At 48.4% G+C, this 18,230-nt stretch carries 20 protein-coding genes and 1 riboswitch; of the genes, 17 read left to right on the top strand and 3 right to left on the bottom strand.

From position 1 onward, the window contains the following. Window positions 1-173 precede the first annotated feature (173 nt). The 13 genes from IE064_RS01935 (at window position 174) to IE064_RS01875 (ending at window position 11,751) form a co-directional block, all read left to right on the top strand. A complete protein-coding gene (locus IE064_RS01935; protein ID WP_189615906.1) occupies window positions 174-932 on the top strand; it encodes a substrate-binding periplasmic protein in 759 nt (252 codons plus the stop codon). Between the two features lie 73 nt (window positions 933-1,005). Beyond that, window positions 1,006-1,118: riboswitch (TPP riboswitch) on the top strand. Between the two features lie 58 nt (window positions 1,119-1,176). Then, on the top strand, window positions 1,177-3,339 hold the full coding sequence (locus IE064_RS01930) for a TonB-dependent receptor (protein ID WP_189615904.1): 2,163 nt from the start codon (window positions 1,177-1,179) through the stop codon (window positions 3,337-3,339). Between the two features lie 46 nt (window positions 3,340-3,385). Next, window positions 3,386-3,646 carry a hypothetical protein gene (locus IE064_RS01925; protein ID WP_189615902.1) on the top strand — a complete coding sequence of 87 codons (261 nt, stop codon included), beginning with the start codon at window positions 3,386-3,388 and terminating at the stop codon, window positions 3,644-3,646. A gap of 2 nt (window positions 3,647-3,648) precedes the next feature. Continuing rightward, window positions 3,649-4,281: a nicotinamide riboside transporter PnuC gene (gene pnuC / locus IE064_RS01920; protein WP_189615900.1), complete on the top strand. Its 633-nt coding sequence runs from the start codon at window positions 3,649-3,651 to the stop codon at window positions 4,279-4,281. Next, a complete protein-coding gene (locus tag IE064_RS01915) occupies window positions 4,281-5,288 on the top strand; it encodes a phosphotransferase (protein WP_189615898.1) in 1,008 nt (335 codons plus the stop codon). The genes pnuC and IE064_RS01915 overlap by 1 nt, the downstream gene beginning before the upstream one ends. A 51-nt stretch (window positions 5,289-5,339) precedes the next feature. Beyond that, window positions 5,340-6,185, top strand: a complete 846-nt coding sequence (locus IE064_RS01910) for a DUF6279 family lipoprotein (protein WP_189615896.1) — start codon at window positions 5,340-5,342, stop codon at window positions 6,183-6,185. A gap of 90 nt (window positions 6,186-6,275) precedes the next feature. Beyond that, a complete protein-coding gene (locus IE064_RS01905) occupies window positions 6,276-6,827 on the top strand; it encodes an NAD(P)H nitroreductase (protein ID WP_133037722.1) in 552 nt (183 codons plus the stop codon). 237 nt (window positions 6,828-7,064) lie between these two features. Next, window positions 7,065-7,688: a 2OG-Fe(II) oxygenase gene (locus IE064_RS01900; protein ID WP_189616007.1), complete on the top strand. Its 624-nt coding sequence runs from the start codon at window positions 7,065-7,067 to the stop codon at window positions 7,686-7,688. A 139-nt stretch (window positions 7,689-7,827) separates the two neighbouring features. Beyond that, window positions 7,828-8,427, top strand: a complete 600-nt coding sequence (locus IE064_RS01895) for a GNAT family N-acetyltransferase (RefSeq protein WP_268244720.1) — start codon at window positions 7,828-7,830, stop codon at window positions 8,425-8,427. 133 nt (window positions 8,428-8,560) lie between these two features. Continuing rightward, the gene (locus tag IE064_RS01890; protein WP_165900070.1) at window positions 8,561-8,962 is read left to right on the top strand and encodes a hypothetical protein; all 402 of its coding nucleotides are present in this window, start codon (window positions 8,561-8,563) and stop codon (window positions 8,960-8,962) included. A 145-nt stretch (window positions 8,963-9,107) separates the two neighbouring features. Continuing rightward, window positions 9,108-10,151 (top strand): DUF2157 domain-containing protein, encoded by a 1,044-nt coding sequence (locus IE064_RS01885; RefSeq protein WP_189615893.1) that lies wholly within the window; start codon window positions 9,108-9,110, stop codon window positions 10,149-10,151. After that, entirely contained in the window at window positions 10,148-11,221 is a 1,074-nt protein-coding gene (locus IE064_RS01880; protein WP_189615891.1) for a DUF4401 domain-containing protein, read from the top strand. Before IE064_RS01885 ends, IE064_RS01880 begins: the two co-directional genes overlap by 4 nt. After that, on the top strand, window positions 11,221-11,751 hold the full coding sequence (locus IE064_RS01875) for a GDYXXLXY domain-containing protein (RefSeq protein WP_189615889.1): 531 nt from the start codon (window positions 11,221-11,223) through the stop codon (window positions 11,749-11,751). Before IE064_RS01880 ends, IE064_RS01875 begins: the two co-directional genes overlap by 1 nt. Before the next feature lie 42 nt (window positions 11,752-11,793). Here IE064_RS01875 and IE064_RS01870 read toward each other — a convergent pair whose 3' ends face one another. Both IE064_RS01870 and folX read right to left on the bottom strand, forming a co-directional pair. Continuing rightward, entirely contained in the window at window positions 11,794-12,684 is an 891-nt protein-coding gene (locus IE064_RS01870; RefSeq protein WP_189615887.1) for a TIGR01777 family oxidoreductase, read from the bottom strand. Between the two features lie 67 nt (window positions 12,685-12,751). Next, window positions 12,752-13,123 carry a dihydroneopterin triphosphate 2'-epimerase gene (folX, locus tag IE064_RS01865; protein ID WP_189615885.1) on the bottom strand — a complete coding sequence of 124 codons (372 nt, stop codon included), beginning with the start codon at window positions 13,121-13,123 and terminating at the stop codon, window positions 12,752-12,754. Window positions 13,124-13,200: 77 nt separating this feature from the next. Here folX and IE064_RS01860 point away from each other — a divergent pair, with 77 nt between their 5' ends. Both IE064_RS01860 and IE064_RS01855 read left to right on the top strand, forming a co-directional pair. Continuing rightward, a complete protein-coding gene (locus IE064_RS01860; protein WP_189615883.1) occupies window positions 13,201-14,298 on the top strand; it encodes an AI-2E family transporter in 1,098 nt (365 codons plus the stop codon). A 5-nt stretch (window positions 14,299-14,303) separates the two neighbouring features. Next, on the top strand, window positions 14,304-15,212 hold the full coding sequence (locus tag IE064_RS01855) for a class I SAM-dependent methyltransferase (RefSeq protein ID WP_189615881.1): 909 nt from the start codon (window positions 14,304-14,306) through the stop codon (window positions 15,210-15,212). Here the strand turns inward: IE064_RS01855 and IE064_RS01850 are convergent. Beyond that, window positions 15,209-15,433: a hypothetical protein gene (locus IE064_RS01850; RefSeq protein ID WP_189615879.1), complete on the bottom strand. Its 225-nt coding sequence runs from the start codon at window positions 15,431-15,433 to the stop codon at window positions 15,209-15,211. The genes IE064_RS01855 and IE064_RS01850 overlap by 4 nt on opposite strands. Window positions 15,434-15,773: 340 nt before the next feature. On the opposite strand from IE064_RS01850, the gene IE064_RS01845 reads away from it, so the two are divergent. Then, entirely contained in the window at window positions 15,774-15,914 is a 141-nt protein-coding gene (locus IE064_RS01845) for a hypothetical protein (protein ID WP_189616014.1), read from the top strand. Between the two features lie 282 nt (window positions 15,915-16,196). Then, the gene (locus tag IE064_RS01840) at window positions 16,197-18,104 is read left to right on the top strand and encodes a TonB-dependent receptor domain-containing protein (RefSeq protein WP_189615877.1); all 1,908 of its coding nucleotides are present in this window, start codon (window positions 16,197-16,199) and stop codon (window positions 18,102-18,104) included. Window positions 18,105-18,230: the final 126 nt, after the last annotated feature.

Genomic DNA, 18,230 nt, shown 5'->3' with positions numbered 1-18,230 from the left:
TCCAAGCCTGCCGTGGAGGGCTGCCCGGCAGGCTTTTTTTGTGAGCATTATCTGGTATTTGCTAACACTTGCTGCAGTCTGATAAAAAGCTGTTACTGTCTGATTCATAACCATTAATGGTAAAATCAGGCGCGCTGTAATGACGTCAGACATTGATTTAGATGGGCAATGCGATGGGCAATAAAGGCTATCAGATACTGCTATCTCTACTGATACTAATGTCATCGGCAGCGCAGTCTCAGGTGTTGCTCACCGCAGATTTTCGTTTGCGACCGCCGTTGATGACCTATGGCAAAACACCAGGAACATTTTCCGGCGACTTGGTTAATATATTGGAACTTGCCTGTCAACGGGCCGGTTGCGAGCTGCAATGGCAGGAAATGCCATTCCAGCGCTCACTGCATCGGCTACAATCCGGCGAAGTGCATCTGGTGCCGCGGCTAATCCGTAATGATGAACGTGAGCACTATACCGCCTTTATTGGCCCAGTCGCGGTAGAAGACAACCCGATTATCTTCATCAAACATAAATACGCTAAGCTGGATACGGAACAGCAATTGTTTGCCGGTACGCTTGGCGTGAAGTTAGGCACCTATTATTCTGCATTTATCAATGACGATCCCCGGTTAAAAAAGTATCAGGCGGCTGATGACACCAATCTTGCCAAGATGTTTGCTGCCAACCGTTTTGATTATATTGCGGTAATTGATAAAAGCAGTATTGAAGCGGCATTTCAGCGTCTTGGATTCCGTGATTATGATTACGCTGCGCTGCATTATGCCAATCATGTACCCGTCTATTTTGGGTTTTCCAAACATGCTGATCACCAGGAGTTTGTTGGCAAATTGCAACAAGAGCTGCAGCAGATGGTCACGCGCGGCGAAATTGATAGGATGTTTGCTGTAGAGCTGCCTTCTCCGTTAAAACCCTAAGTTTTTGTTCTGACCACGCCTAGTAAATCTCTGCCGAATAGCACTTCATTAGTTAACAAATTTAGGTATACTGACTCGCGCCAAGGGGTGTTTTCCTGTTTTTGCAGGTGAACTGAGATGTCTTATGACGAACCCTTAGAACCTGATCCGGCTAGTACCGGCGTAGGAATGGGCCACAATTTGTGTACTTATCACTTCGCTTATCCCATGCCGGATCTCAAACATGCAAATATTTGAGGTCCAAATGTCTAAATTTTTTTATCCGGGTGTTATTGCCACTGCCGTACAACTGGCATTGAGTGCCCCGGTCATTGCCGCCGATAATCCCAGTAACAGTGATTCGCTCAAAACTGCAGACTCGCCCATTGAGGTGATGGTGGTCAGTGCTGACTTTCGAGGAACATCGGTCGAAAGCACGCCCTCCAGTGTAACAGTGGTTGATCAGCAGCGGATTGATGACCAGGCCGCCGAACACTTTGAAGACATGATCAACAATGTTGCCAACTTCAATTGGTCGGGTGCCACATCGCGGCCGCGTTATTTCCAGATCCGTGGTGTGGGCGAACAGGAAGACTACAAAGGCGCACCCAACTCCTCGGTGGGTTTTATCGTGGACGACATCGACCTTTCTGGTTTGGGAACTGTGTCCAGCCTGTATGACCTGCAGCAGTTTGAAGTGTTGCGTGGTCCACAGGGTACTCGCTATGGTGCCAATGCGCTTGCCGGGCTTATCTATCTCAAAAGTAATGATCCTACCCAAGTGTTTGAGCATGGACTGGAGCTATCGCTCGGGGATGACAATCTGCGTACTCTCAGCGGCTACAGTTCTGGGCCATTAACTGATTCGGGCAAGTTGCTGTACCGTGTGGCACTGCAACAGCATAAGCAGAATGGCTACATGGATAACCAGTATCTGCAGCGTGATGATACCAACCAGCGGGATGAATTCAGCGGACGTTTGAAACTGCGCTGGTACGCTACCGACAATCTGCAAGCGGATCTCACTGTGTTGCACGCCGATTTTGACAATGGCTATGATGCCTGGACGCTGGATAATAATGGCAAACACACGCTAACCGATCAGCCGGGTGTAGACAGTCAGCGCACCACAGGTGCCAGTCTCAAACTCAATTACAGCGGTTTTGAATCATTTGAGCTGATTTCTCTCACCAGTTGGGCGAATAGTCATTTCGATAATGGCTATGACGGAGACTGGGCCAATCCCGAATACTGGGCAGCGCGTGATTGTGACGGCGAGGCTTGTGAGTACAACTACTGGTGGGATAAGCAAGGCAAGCGCCGCACGGTTACGCAGGAATTTCGTATCACCTCTAATGAAGCTGGGCGAATTTTTGCTGGCAGCACTGACTGGCTTGCGGGCATCTATCTAATGGATTTGCATGAAGACAATGACCTGTATTCCGAATACAACGGCTGGCCGGATGAGGTACTGCAATCGGATTATAATGCGGATAACTACGCGATCTTTGGCCAGTTAGATAGCGCTTTAGGCCAGGGTTATCGTTTGTCCACAGGGCTGCGACTTGAGAAGCGTCGTAGTGATTACAGTGACAGCAATGCCGATAATTTCAGTCCATCCGAAAACATGTGGGGTGGTCATATCGCGCTGTCAAAACAGTTGACGACAGGGCAGGAGGCATATGCCCGCGTTGCTCGTGGCTATAAAGCTGGCGGTTTTAACATGACACTGCCACAGTCGCTAGCAGATAAAAAGCAGTTTGATGCCGAAACCCTTTACAACTATGAACTTGGGCTGAAATCACAGTGGCTTGATGGGGCAGCTGATACTCGTTTAGCGCTGTTTTATATGGATCGCCGCCACCAGCAGGTTTCAGCTTCTTTGCAAGATCCCGTCGACCAGCAGCGTTTTATTCTGTTTACCGATAACGCCGGTAGTTCGCGAAATTATGGTGCCGAACTGGAAGCTAACTGGTACCTGTCTGATTCTCTTGAGCTTTACGGCAGTGTTGGTTATTTGCAGACGGCATACGGGACGTACCTCTATCACGATAAATACGGCACTAGCGTCGATCTCAGTGGCCGTGAGCTGGCACATTCTCCACGCTGGGCCTATAGCGTCGGCGGCAGCTGGCATGCTGACAAGGGCTGGTTTGTCAATATCAATGCCAGCGGCAAGGATAAGTTTTACTACTCTGACAGTAACGATTCGCAATCTAAGCCTTACACCATTGTCAGTGCCAAGGTGGGTTACGATGCTCAAAGTTGGGCGTTGTATTTTTGGGGCCGTAATCTGTTTGACAAACAATATGGCGTCCGTGGGTTCTATTTTGGTAATGAACCGGATCAGGACTGGGCGGACAAGCAATACATCCGTTATGGCGACCCGCGTCAGTTAGGTGTCACCTTTAAGCTGAAATTCATCTAATACAGTATGTCCCTGCTGTCGGCCGGGACTCGTTGGAGGAAAATGTATGCAACTCACCGTTGATATCAGCATGTATCCATTGCATGACAACTATAAAGACCCCATCCGCTGGCTGATAAAGCGTCTGGACAGCTACCAAGGCATTGAACGGGTGACTAATTCGCTATCGACCCAGGTGACTGGTGATTATGATGCCGTGATGCAGATGTTGTCTGTGGAGATGAAAGCCGCGTATGAACAGTTTGGTACTGCGGTTTTTGTCTGCAAGTTTCTGCAAGGTGAATTTGACTTGCGGCGTAGGACCTGAACATGGCGCAACTGTGGCAGATGTTCAGCCAAGCAGTGACTGAAGCGCAGGGCATGGATCTGTGGGAAGGTCTCGCCGTTATACTGGCACTAGCGTATCTGTTGTTAGCGATGAGGGCCAGTGTTTGGTGTTGGGGCGCGGCGCTGGCTAGTACTGCCATCTATACCGTCTTGTTCTGGAAAGTGTCACTGTTGATGGAGTCGGTCCTCAATGTTTACTACATGGCGATGGCGCTTTATGGCTACTGGTTGTGGCGCCGTGATGGTGAGCAGCAACAGGGCATTACCATTAGCACTTGGTCGTGGCAACGTCATGCCGTTTTGAGCATTATCACCGCAGTATTGTCATTGCCGCTGGGCTGGTTTATGGCCAATCATACCCATGCGTCATTTCCCTATCTGGATGCTACCACCACCTGTTTTGCGGTGATGACCACCTGGTTGGTGGCGCAGAAAGTTTTGGAGAACTGGCTTTATTGGGTCGTGATTGATTTGGTGTCTATCTATTTGTACCTCAGTAAAGGGCTAATGCTGACCTCGTTATTGTTTGTGTTATATGTAGCGTTGGCAGTTGGTGGCTATTTCCTGTGGCGCGCTGACTGGCGAGCACACCAGCTATCGCTGAGTGAACGTTAATGGAACTTGTGAGCATCGTAGGTGAGCTTGCTGAGGCTGTACAACAGGCATTGCAGCAGTTAGATCTTCCCATGCCTAGAGCGATTGAGCGGCAGAGCCTGGGGCTAAGTAACCAGAGTTTTCGCTTGGATTTTCAACAAACTTCGCTGCTGCTGCGGCTGAATTCGCCAGTAACCGACCGTATCTGCAATCGCGAAAACGAGGTGACTTGCTGGCGTGTGGCCCAAGCTGCTGGGCTAGCACCACAGTTGCATTGGGTTGACAGTGCTAAACGTTTTTATCTGAGTGAATGGTTGACTGAATCTGCCAGCGGTGACGCTGCCGGATGTGTGCCTTGGCGTCAGCTCGCAGCCTCTCAGCCTCACAAACTGTCCACCGAGTCATTCGTCAGCTCGCGGCCAGTTGCGGCGTCATCAGCACCGGCCCAGCAGCTATTGCAATTGCTGCTGGGATTACGCGAGTTGCCACCACCTGCATTAGATATCAGCCTCCAATTACAGTGGCAGATTTATCTGGCGCGATTACAACAGATGGCCGCTGACGGTGATTATGCCGGAGCCAATACCCGTGACGCTGCGCAATGGTTACAACGGTTGCAATGGCTGCAACGGCTGTCATTGAATACAAGATTTGCAGTGCTGGATGCTTGCTTGTTGTCGCACCAATATTGCCATCGAGATCTCAGTGCCCACAACTTGTTGCTGCACCAAGATCGCTTGTATTGTATCGACTTTGAATACTGTTGCAGTTCGCATCCGTTGTTCGAACTGGCAGGCGTTATCGCCTGTCATCGATTATCTCCCTCCACCAGACAATGGTTGATACAACAGTACCTGGACAATCATCCACACCTGACGTCAAACAGCGTGCAGGCGTTAGGCGCCGCATTAGACATTTTCTGGTTATATTCCTGTGCCTGGGCGCTGCAAATGGCTGATAGACATTGCAATGACCACCATGAATTTTTCAGTTGGTTTGACAACTACCGGCAACTTATACGAGAGTGATTAGCATTCCGGTAAACAGAATGCCGATGATTATCAGGGATAGGTCAACGGATGAAACGATTCTTGCTACTGCTGACAGCACTGCTAATGCTCAGTGCCTGCTCTACCAAAATGAGCTATCACTTTCTCGATTGGGCGATTGCTTGGCAACTCGATGACTATGTGTCGTTAAATAAAGCGCAAGAGCAACAGTTTGAGCAGGCGTTGCAAGCTTTCATGCAGTGGCATCGGCAACAGGAACTGCCGCGTTACAGTCATGATCTGCGACAGTTACGCAGTGCCTTACAACAACATTCTTTAACACCTGAATTTCTCAGCCGTTTTACTGATAACGCTAGGCAGCATTGGTTGCGGATCTTTTCTCACACGTTTGATAACATCGTGCCGCTGGTGGCGTCGTTCGACGATGCTCAAGTGGCACAGATAAAAAAGCAGTTGGCAAAAGATCAGCAATCTTTGCAGCAAGAGTATCAGGATAAAACTGCCGAACAGCTGCTAACCCAAGCCGATGAACGCTTGCAGGAGCAGTTACAGGATTGGATTGGCCGCTTAACCCCTCCACAAAAGCAACTGATACACCAATATAATCAGCAGCGGCTCGATATCACCAAATTGTGGCTGGATTACCGTCACGAGTGGTATCAACAGTTAGTGATGGCACTGGAGCAGCGCCACGATCCCATCCTATTACGGCAGCGATTACAATTACTATTAACCACACCGGAACAATTGCGCTCGGTGGAATATCAACAACAGCTGGATACTAACCGTCAACGTTTGGGGTTGATGCTGGTACAGGTGGCGCAGCATATGAACGCCAAGCAGCAACGGCATATTCAACGTAAACTGGATGATCTTATCAGTGATTTGGACGACCTGAGCGGAGTGAATGGTTGAGTTCGCAGCAGTTGTTACTGCAAGCATTTTCATTCAGCGGCAATTTGTTATGCTAAAGCCACAAGGGTATCTGTTTTAAAGGACATTATTTTGGATGCTTTAACACTTCTTCTGACCCGTCAATCCTGCCCGCGCCTAGTAGCGCCAGCGCCGGATGATGCGCAACTGAAAGTCATTCTGGATGCGGCCGCCAGAGTGCCTGATCATGGTGGTCTAGCGCCTTGGGAGTTTATTATCGCGACAGGTGAGGGACTGAATCGACTGGCAGATGTGTTTGTTGCCGCGGCCACTGAGGCCGGCGAAGACGATGATTTTATTGCCAAGGCGGCCAACATGCCATTGCGGGCACCTATGGTTATTACCGTGGTCGCCAAGACCCGAAGTGATATTAAAAAAGTCCCAGAGCTGGAGCAACAGTTGTCGGCCGGGTGTGCAGTGATGGCAATGCAGCAAGCGGCCTTTGCACAGGGTCTGGGGGGGATCTGGCGTACCGGCAGTTTTGCTTTTGATGAAACGGTGAATAAAGCGTTAGGGTTGGACGACACCGATCAGATAGTAGGTTTTTTATACCTTGGAACTCCTGCCATTGAAATGCCGCTAAAACCGCAGAAAGATGGTAGCACGTTTGCTCGTTATCTGTGAGTGCTATTAACCGCGTAAAAATGCCGACAGTTATGTCGGCATTTTTGTTTCACTGGCAGTGATCCTTTGTTAAGCCATCCCATGTATGTTCTGAGTTACTGGTCTATGGCCATTGCTTATATATCTAATGATTAGATTTGTAACTATTTGATTTGAAATCGTAATTTGTTGCTAAGTCAGTGATTTCAGATTAGCTTCATGCTCCTTTTCTTGGTGTCTGATACAGTGGAGCAGCAGATGGCCGATATGAGCAATGAGGCTTTTTTTGATCGGGTAGCTGCGGCATTGGAACAACCTGGTTATTTGGTATTGCCACAACTGGTTGATCCGGCACTGGTTGCGCAATTGCAACAGCGTTTGACACAACAACATAGCGCTGAATTTCGTGATGCGGCCATTGGCCGTGGCAGCCAGCAACAGCAAAATCAGACAATTCGTGGTGATCGTATTCGCTGGCTTAGTCATGATGTACAACCAGATGCTCAGTGGCTGGTGCTCATGGAGCAGTTGCGGGTGGGACTGAATCAACGGCTATTCATGGGGTTGTTTGACTATGAAAGTCACTATGCTTGGTATCGCCCCGGCGCGTTTTATCGTAAACATGTGGATGCCTTACCCGGCAGTCGTAATCGCATTCTCACCACGGTGTTGTTTCTCAATGAACAATGGGGCGCAACTGACGGTGGTGAATTGCAGATCTTTGATACGGAAAACAATCTGTTGCAACAGGTGGTGCCGGAGGCCGGAACTCTGGTGATTTTTCTGAGTGAGCGTTTCCCACATGAAGTTCTGACCACTCACCGGGGCCGTGGCAGTATTGCCGGGTGGTTTCGCTTGAGCAATAGTCACTACGGTTTCTGATAGTGCTAAGTCCCTGAATTTGTATCTCAACAGCTTGTCCTTTTGTCTGAGTTTCATGCTAGTCTGATAACAAAAGGCCTGCCGCTTATGAACACTGCGGCAGGCTACCAAGAAAGATGACGCGAGAAGGAGAAACATTGTGGGACAGGACGGTTATTTATCTGGCGAGTATGTCATTCTTGAACCTCTGAGTATGGATCATTTACCAGCGCTATCACTGGCGGTTGCTGACGGTGAGTTATGGAATCTGTGGTACACCAGCGTACCTCATCCTGACGAGATGAAAGCCTATATTAAGGCCGCTCTGGAAGCTGAAAAGCGGGGCGAAGCCTTGGCCTTTGCGGTGCGTTGTCGTGATAGCGGGACGATAGTGGGCTGCACACGGCTGTGTCATTGGGATCAACCCAATCGCCATATCGAAATTGGTTACACCTGGTATTGCAAGAGTGTGCAGCGCACCGCCGTGAATACCGAAAGTAAATTACTGTTGCTCAGTTACGCATTCGAGACACTGGATGTGATAGCCGTGGAATTTCGCACCCATTTTCACAATGAAGCCAGTCGCCAAGCGATTGCAAGGCTGGGAGCCAAGCAAGATGGCATCTTGCGCAATCACAGAATATTGAAGGATGGCACCGTGCGCGATACTGTGGTGTATTCCATCATTGATAGCGAGTGGCCAGAGATAAAACAACACCTGAAAATCATGCTGCAACATCATAATCATAGTGAAGTGTGATTTAAGGACGATGTTGATGTCCTCTATCTAACCACTGCTGCAACATCGCTTGGCACATAGAAAAAGTGATCCAGATCAACTTGAAATTCATTTTTGACTAAAGTAGTTTTTGATCATCCAACCGAAAAGGAAGATCAGGATGACAGTCAAAAATATCGTGTGGGCAGCATTGGTACTCGCTAGCAGTTCGTCGGCTTGGGCGGGTGAGGCCGAGCAGGCATTTACTGGTGAATTGCACCAGTGTGCAGCCTATTATCAGCTAGGTTCGCAGATGGTGGCGGCAATGAATGCACCCCAAATGGCCGCTGTGGGTGAGCGTTTGAAAAACAATGCTAAGGAAGCGGAACAGCTGGCGGCAAAGTATGAAGCCGTTGATGCCACGCAACAAGCCGTAGCCAAAGCCACCGAGCAGATGATGCAGTCTACTGGCGGCAAAGGCATGGGGGCACTGATGCAGCAGTATAAAGATAAGTGTCAGGAAATACTCAATGATCCGCAAAAACGGCTGGATTACTGGGTGATGGCAAAAATGTAAGCATTTGGGGCCCGCGATTGCGGGCTCGACTTTTTACTAAGCTCCTTAATCTCTAATCAATTGTTGCTGTTTACCGATTATTCCTTGATTTTATTTATAATTAGCCTTCAAACTAGAGCCAGTTTCAGCCACTGGATACTCGGTTATGGATCAACGCATGAGGCATAAGTCGCTGCTGTATCATTGGTATCAGCAAGGGGCGCTCTCTGAAGAGACGATGCCGCAAGCACTGGCAATGACAAAAGCGCAACCGCAGCAATGGCAGTCTTTTATCAGCCAGTTGTTGCTGGGAGGTGTGGTGCTATGTTTAGGCTCAGCGCTGATCTGCTTTATTGCCTACAACTGGCAACATTTCGGCCGTCTGGGCAAATTGGCACTGCTAGAAGGTATCTGGCTGCTGTTAATGGTTGCGCCCCTGTTACTGCAGCAGTATTCCGCGCGTTTTGCCATCTGCAACATTGCGCTGCCTTGGGTCTGTTTGTTAACCGCGATAGTGACAGGTGGCGTGTTGGCGTACGTTGGTCAGGCTTACCAGCAAGGCGCGGACGACTGGCAACTGTTTGCTTTCTGGTCTCTGTTGGCGCTGCCGTGGCTTTGGCTTGGCCGTCGCGATTGGCACTGGGGACTACTGGCTGTTTTGTTGAATCTGACGTTGTCACTATGGTTTCAGATACATGGTTGGCCAGCGTTCCAACGTTGGTTTCCCGGTGAACAATCCACTTGTTTACTGTGGTGGCAGGTGCTGTTAAATCTAGCGTTGCACCTGACTTTATTTCGCCTTAACCGCCTGTCCATTGCTCAGTGGCCAACGGCTAAAGTGGCTGAAGCCTTATGTGGTGCCGCGCTATGGCTGTTGATGTTGGTAGCGATTGCTAATGCGATTTTCTCCGGTGATTTGTTGTTCGACGGCGGTGCCAGTCCAACATTCTGGTCTTGGTCACAAGCTTGCTGGTGGTTAATCTCAGCAATGATGCTGATGATTTATTGGCGGGCTCACTGTCTGTATGGGCTGGCTTTGCTGATGTTTGCCCAATTGTTTTATTTACATATGTGGTTGCTGCGTGTGCTTGGCGAATATCACCTTGAATCTTCCGGCTATCTGCTGATGTCGGCGTCGGCGGTGGGCTTGTCGGTGACGATAAGTTTATGGTTGATGAAGCTACAACGGCAATTCGGAGAAACGCCATGAGCCGACAGATATTGTGGCAGCAGTTAGTCGAGCAACATATAGTGCAAGGTGAAATGCCTGTGTTGCCCCCAGTACCTTGGTATGTGGTGCTGCTACAAACAATGGCTGCATGGGTAGCTAGCGGCTTTATGTTGGGGTTCCTCGGCAGCCTGATGTTGCTTTTACCAATCCGTGAAAGCGATGGTTTTGGGATTGGGGGAGTCACCAGTTTTGCAATTGCTATTTTTATTGTGACGCAGCAGCGACGTCGCGATAGCGGCTTGTTTGTGTCGCAGTTAGGTTTCTGTTTTGCTATGGCCGCCATTGCAGGAATCGCTATCTGGTTGGTGGAGCGCCTGCATCTGAACAGTAGTGACATCTACTTGATGCTACTGTTGTTGGGATTGCTGCATTGGTTGACACTAGCGCTTTTCAGTATTCGTTTTTGTTCAGCGTTACTGATGTTGGGTGCGGCTATCCTGTGGTTACTGGAGCAGGGCCTTGGCATGCTGTTATCGCCGATGCTACTGGTCAGCAGCTTTTGGCTATGGCGACAGGAACATGATTTTGGCTCTTGGCGGCAATTGCTGCGGCCATTGGCATATGCCTGCGCTGTATGGTTACCCTGGGTGCAACTTCCTTTGCTGGAGTATACCAGCCGGGCATTTCATCAAACCCAATGGTTGTTATCATCACCTTGGTCAGCGTTACTGAATCTATTGCTATTAGCTGCCATGTTTCATGTCATCTTAGCGTGGCGACCACGGACAACCGGACAAAAATGGATGACGGTGACACTGTTGCTGTTGTTGGGCTGGTGGTTATATTGGATCCCTGGGTTGATGGCCGGATTTGCCTTATGCGTGTTGGGTTTTGCTGTCGCTGAATGGCTGTTGTTAGCAACGGGCGTATTGTCAGTGTTGGGATTTAGCAGTTGGTTTTATTATTCTCTGAGTTATACCTTGCTGTTTAAATCCCTGCTGTTGTTGGGCCTTGGTTTAACCTTGCTGCTGTTGCTTGGGTTTATGAATACTCAGTGGTTTAAGAGAAAGCAGTGGCTAACGTTCACTATGCCTCAGGAGGCAGATTAATGGCTGCTACTTGCTATCAGCCACCGCGGAAGACCGTATTGTGGGCATTCATGCTGGGATTGTGCAGTTTGTTGCTGGTGAATTTTTCCGTGTGGCACAAAGAGCAGTTATGGCGCAATGGTGAGCCAATCATATTGGCGCTAGCACCCAAAGATCCTCGCTCGCTGATGCAAGGCGATTATATGGCGTTGGATTATGTGGTTGCCAGAGAGCTACGGCAGGCGTTGCAGGATGATGGTAACTGGCAGCCCAATTTGCAGGGCTGGCTGCTACTGACACTACAGCTGCAGGGGCCAGCGCTTTATCGTGGTTATCGTTTCAGCAATGCTGATACTGATATGACCGGACAACAGCGATTACTACCTTTTAAAGTGCGTAACAATCGGGTGCGTATTGCTAGCAATGCCTGGTTTTTTGAGGAAGGCCAGGCAGCACATTTTGATGCGGCCCGCTATGGTGAGTTTCGCTTAGCAAATGATGGCGAACTACTGTTGGTCGGTTTGCTGGATGAAAATCTACAACCGCTGTGAATTGCCGTCATTGTTAGCGCCCTCTGAGCAAATCATTTGTCATTAAAACAGGTCTGCCAGTGCCTGTTCCAGTTTCGGAAATTTAAAGTGAAATCCCGCTTGCATGGCTCTACTTGGGATCACATATTGACCTTCTATCAATAGCTCGGCCATTTCCCCAAACAGCAGTTTTAGCATAAAGGCTGGTGCGGGCAGAATTGCCGGTCGCTGCAATGCTTTCCCCAACGCGTGGGCAAATTCCGCATTGCTAACAGGATAGGGCGCTGTCGCGTTATAGACCCCTTGAGCAGTGGTGTGTTCCAGTAAAAACAGGATCAATTCAACCATATCCGCTAAATGGATCCAGCTCATCCCCTGTCGACCATTGGCAATGGGACCGCCCAGTCCGACCCGAAAGGCTGGCAGCATTTTGGCGAGTGCACCGCCTTTCGCTGCCAATACGATGCCCGTCCGCAAAATACACACGCGGGTAGCATTTGATTGCGCCGCCAAGGCACGGCGTTCCCATTCGGCACAGATATAGTGGCTGAATTCTTCTTGTGGCGTTGCGTCCTCGTCCAGCAGCGTATCATCTTGTCCACCGTAATAGCCGATGGCCGAACCACTAATAAAACAGCTAGGTGGATTACTTGAGGATTTTATCAATTGACTTAGTCTGGAAGTGATATCCCAGCGGCTGCGGCAAATCAGTTGTTTTTGGGATTCGCTCCAGCGTTTCCCCACAATAGGTTCTCCTGCCAAATTGATAACCGCGTCAATGTCGTTGAGATGTTGTAAGCCATCTAAAGACGGCAGGTATTGATGGTGAAACCCCAGTTTTTGTCTGGCAAGTAAGGGATTACGACTGACGATTAACAGCTGATGATCAGTTTCAAGGTTTGCCACCAGTGCAGTTCCAACTAACCCTGTGGCGCCGGTAATCAGTATCTTCATCACACTTCTCCCCGAGATATCACTGTCTATGCTGATGATAGGATTGGGCTGCAAAACTGCATGTAAATCATTCTGGTCGTTGCCAACTCAGTTGTAATGATACGGAATCGGCAAAACGCAGCGCATGTGGCTTGTCTACTTCCACCGTAGCGTATTCTACCCAGGGATGTTCACTGGCTATTTCCAGAATTTTGCCGGTAAGATGCTCCAGCAGTGAAAACCGGTTATCTTCTACCAATGTAATAATGGCTTTGGTGATTGTCCGGTAATTAAGCGCATGCTCCATGTCATCTGTTTTTCGTGCTTTTTCGGCGTAGTAATGCATGGTGACATTGATGATCACGTCCTGTCGGTTGTTGATCTCTTCATCTTTGATCCCGATAAAAGTGCGCAATCTGAGATTTTTAATGCGTATAATAGCCAATTCTGGATTCGTCATGTGATTACTTGTTGTTTGATTTGCAGTTTTATCTAAAAGATTAGCAACTTTATCTGGGAACAAGAAGGATTTTAGCAATGTCACAATCGTACAGTCCGTCAATGACGTTACGCACTTTTGCCTTGATGGCGTGTATGGTGGTGGTGCTGGCTGGCATCAAAGCTGCTGGCAGTATTGTCGTGCCGTTTGTGTTGTCGGTTTTTATTGCGGTGATCTGTACGCCAGCGATTGCGGCCATGACGCGTTATCGCCTACCGCGCTGGCTGGCAGTATTGTTGTTAATGGCACTGATTGTGCTCGCTGGTTTATGGCTCGCATCTGTAGTGGGTGGATCAATCAATGAGTTTTCCAAACAACTGCCGGTATACCGAGCGCAATTGGTTGAGCAGTTTTCCTGGGTGCTGGATAAACTGCAGCAGTTCAACATCCAGATCTCTAAAGAAAAAGTCCTAGCATATTTTGATCCCGGGATGGCCTTGTCGCTGACCACCAATACGCTATCCAGTGTCGGCAATGTAATGGCTAACTTGTTGCTGATTGTCCTGACAATTGTGTTCATGCTGTTTGAAGCGGAGTCGTTGCCGCGTAAGTTGCATATGGCGTTAGATGACCCTGATATGCGTTTATCACAAATAGACCGCTTCTTGCATTCTGTGAACCAATATATGGTGATTAAAACTCTGGTGAGTTTGGCAACTGGTGCCATCGTTGGTATCGGTTTGTGGCTGATGGGAGTGGACTATCCACTGCTATGGGCCGTGGTTGCATTTCTATTTAATTACATCCCCAATATTGGTTCCATTATTGCCGCGCTACCCGCGGTGTTGCTGGCATTTGTGCAGTTAGGACCGACAGGCGCTGGTGGCGTGGTACTGTTGTATGTGGCGGTGAACATGGTGATGGGAAATTTTGTAGAACCTCGTTTCATGGGGCGAGGCTTAGGCTTATCTACGCTGGTGGTCTTTTTGTCGTTAATTTTTTGGGGTTGGTTGCTGGGCTCTGTAGGTATGTTGCTTTCGGTACCTCTTACCATGATAGTAAAAATTGCACTGGAGTCAGGTGAGGGTAGCCGTAAGTTGGCGGTGTTGTTAGCTGACGACGCCAGCGCCTTTGCCTTGAATAGTGGAGAAAATGGCGCTGATGCTGCTACTGCTAAAGATAAAAAGGAAATTTGACCAATATGCAGTTGTTACTGGATGCTATCAAACAGCTGGCGTTACCCAGCGATGCTGGGCGTTTATTTCATGGGCGCGGCGGCCTTTATCCAGGGTGTGAACACCTGAATCTGGACTGGTATGCGCCGGTGTTGTTACTGACTTCCTTTAAACTGCTCGCAGAGACTGAATTACAAACGCTAGAGCAGGCGGTGTGTCAGCGATTAGGTGTGTTGCAGTATCCATGCAATTTGGTCTATCAGTATCGTGCTAGCTACCAGACCGAAACCCGATTGCTGTGTGGTGAAGTCCCTGAACCACACGTGGTTACCGAGAATGGCTGCCGTTTTCAGGTGCATTTGTTAAGAGGGCAGAACCACGGATTATTTCTGGATATGGCCAATGGTCGCGCATGGGTGAAAGCGCATGCTGCGCAGTGTAAGGTACTGAACTTATTTGCTTATACCTGTGGTTTTTCCGTTGCCGCTATAGCGGGTGGCGCGGATGAAGTGGTTAATATCGACATGAGCAAAGGCGCATTGGCTATTGGTAAGCAAAATCATCTGCTAAATAATATGCCTGCTGGTGTACGGTTCTTGGGCCATGACATCTTTAAATCTTGGGGTAAGTTAAAAAAACTCGGGCCTTATCAATTGTTGATAGCCGATCCCCCAAGTAATCAGAAGGGCAGCTTCGTTGCCACTAAGGACTATTTGCGGTTATTAAGGCGTTTGCCGGAATTATTGAGTCCAGGTGCAAAAGTGTTGTTGTGTCTCAATGCCCCGGAACTGGATCGTGCGTTTCTGCAGGCACAAGTGGCTGAGGCTGCGCCGCAGTTGTCGCTGTTATACCAGTTGGAAAATCCGCCAGTATTTGCCGATAGCAACCCAGAACGAGCCCTAAAGGCGTTGGTGTATTGTTATGAGGCGTGTTAGTAACGCAAATGATCGGGCACAATGCTCTGGCTGTCACTTTCTAATATAGATGCAATGCTAGCGGCGTCGGCATGGGTCATAGCGGCAAATTGAAATAACAACCGATCTTGTACATCCAACGGCAGATGAATGCGTTCCATAAACATCCTCATCCCGAGAATGTCGCCATTATCTATCAGACCAGCCAGTGTCCGTGCTTCCATGTCCAACAGATGATTCATGATGCAGATCTCCAAAACAAATTTAGCCATATATAAGCAATAGCAGATATATGCGGAAGGTGATGGAATAAATTGCTTTAAAAACATCTGCAGTCAGATCTTAAAAGCATTATTTTTGATTATAATTCTCAATTAATTTTGAAAGTATTACGAAATTTATTACTAAAATTGCGCAACATTGCGGCTTTAAATAGCATTTTTCATTTAAAATGCTGTTCAAAATTGAAACAAAACTGTAAGTCTAGCAACTTTGGCGCTATAATTTTCCTGCCAGTGCGTTAACAGACGTGCTGAATTATGCACTGTCATTGCCACTGGTAATAACTGCGAGGTGGCGTTGATGCTGATTGATTCACAACTGCCAGATGACACCGGAGATTTTATGGACTTGCACGAATATCAAGATGCTTACTATCAGATCCAGGACGAAGTGATTGATTCTTTACCAGTAGATGCTGATGAAGAATCATTTCTTGATTAATGTGCAACGGCTGCATTACTCCTGAAAGTAAACCCTCCACCGCTGGAGGGTTTACTTTTTCTATGCGTGTTGTTGGGTAATAACGACCAATGAATTATCACGTTACATGCGTTAAATCACGTTATAAAAACAACAATGCAAATGATAATAAATATCATTTGAAATAATTTTTGGATGTGTTATCGTCCCCCGAAATTTTGATGCTTCTACTGTTGAAACCAAAAAGACGCTGGATTTCAGCAGGATATTTTTGTCCGTAGATGTGGAATTAGGGGACTGAACATGCAAAAAGGTGTAACTGCACAGGTATTGAGCGTTCTGGCATTAGCGGTCAGCAGCCAACTATGGGCTGATGATGGGGAGATGGAGCGCATGGTGATTACCGCCAGTGCCAAGGATCAACAGTTGAGTACTGCCCCGGCGTCAATTTCTGTGATTGACGCTGATGAAATAAAACTGCTGCCGGTGAAAGACTTAGGGGATGTCTTGCGTTCAAGTGTTGGCGTCAGCGTTAATACCGGTACCGGCGGACGTAACGATATCTACATCCGTGGTATGGGGCAGGGTTATGTGCTAATGCTGATTAACGGCAAGCGCGTCTCGTCCTCCAATGGCTTGTGGCGTGGAGGTAACTTCGATATCACTGCCATTCCCGTTGATGCCATTGCCCGTGTTGAAGTGGTTCGTGGTCCAATGTCAGCACTTTATGGTTCAGATGCCGTTGGTGGCGTTATTAACGTCATTACTAAGCAACCGGATGAAAACTGGGATCTGACTTTGGATACAGAATATAGTGCGATGACTGACGGTGATGGTGGTGATCGTACTCGCTCAAACCTGTTTGGCACTGGAAAATTAACCGACACCCTCGGCATGATGTTCACCGCAGAGAAAGCGGATCAAGACACCTGGAATAATGATGAACTGACCCCAGGTTATGATTCCATAGAGGAGCGTAATACCAAAAAACTGTATACCGCCTTCAACTGGCAGGTGGCTGACAACCAGACCTTGGATCTCGATTATCAATATGATAATGACAAAGTCCCTCTGACAAGTTATTCCGCGACCGCCAACCGTGAGCAAAAAATTGAACGTAATACTTTCAGCCTGACCCATAAAGGTGAATGGGGCTGGGGTGGCAGTGAGTTGATGGCTTATCGCGAAAAATCACAGATGTATGACTATAACACTCAGTACCGTCTACAACCGCCTTTGGGTCGCAATATAGATGAGACTAATACGATTTTCCGCGGTACGGCATTTTTCTCGGCGCTGGCCCAAGACTGGACCGTCGGGGGTGAATACCATAAGACTGAGGTCGATGACATAGTGCAATATCCTGTCACTGGTGGTGATAGCACAGAGCAACATTCGCTATTTATTCAGGATCAATTGGATTTTCTGGAGCAGTTTAGTTTAACGTGGGGCGGCCGCTACGACGATAACCAGGATTACGGTTCACGTTTTAGCCCTCGAGCATATCTGGTTTTCAATGCTGAAAATGGCTTGGTACTTAAAGGTGGCGTCGGCACCGCGTTTCGTGCGCCATCCCTATTTGAGTCTTCGCCAACCTTTGCCTCGGTCAGCTGTGGGGGCGCCTGTAACCTTACCGGTAATCCAGATCTGGATCCAGAAACCAGTGTCAACTATGAGCTCTCAGCCATGTGGAGCCAACCTCGTTATGAACTGTCCGCTACCGTTTACCATAATCGGGTGAAAGATTTAATCACCGTAGGCGCTTGGGATCGCGTCAGCCCGACACGCACATACTATAACGAAGACAAGGTCACATTGCAGGGGATTGAGCTGACCGGCAGTGTTGACTTGACCGAAGATCTTAGCCTTAAAGGCAACTACAGCTATTTGGATACCGAGACTGGTACCGGTGAAGAACTCACTGGTCGGCCGCGGCAGACCGCTAACCTCAAGCTCGACTGGCATGTGACTGATGCCTTGATGTTGTATGCCGCGGGTAACTACTATGGGTCTCATCTTAACAGCAGTGCTGAACGCAAGAGTGGTTATACGTTGCTGGATTTAGGGAGTAGTTATCAGTTTAATGAGCACGTGAAATTCCGTGCCGGTGTCACCAATGTGACCAACGAAGAACCCGCTAAGGATGACGAGGACTCAGAAATCATTCTACCTGGGCGCGCGGTATTTGTCGGGCTAAGCCTCAGTCTGTAATCCGTTAAAACACGGTAAGCGGCCAACTGCAGTTATGCTGTAGATGGCCGCTTTTGTTTACGGCAATTCTGCATCATTGTGGTGTTTGCTGAATTAAAGTTCCTGTCTAACCCGGCATTGTTGGTT

This window comes from Shewanella fodinae (assembly GCF_014651955.1).
Lineage (GTDB): Bacteria > Pseudomonadota > Gammaproteobacteria > Enterobacterales > Shewanellaceae > Shewanella > Shewanella fodinae.
Note: the sequence above shows the minus strand (reverse complement) of the source record. Positions and strands in the feature narration are given on the sequence as shown.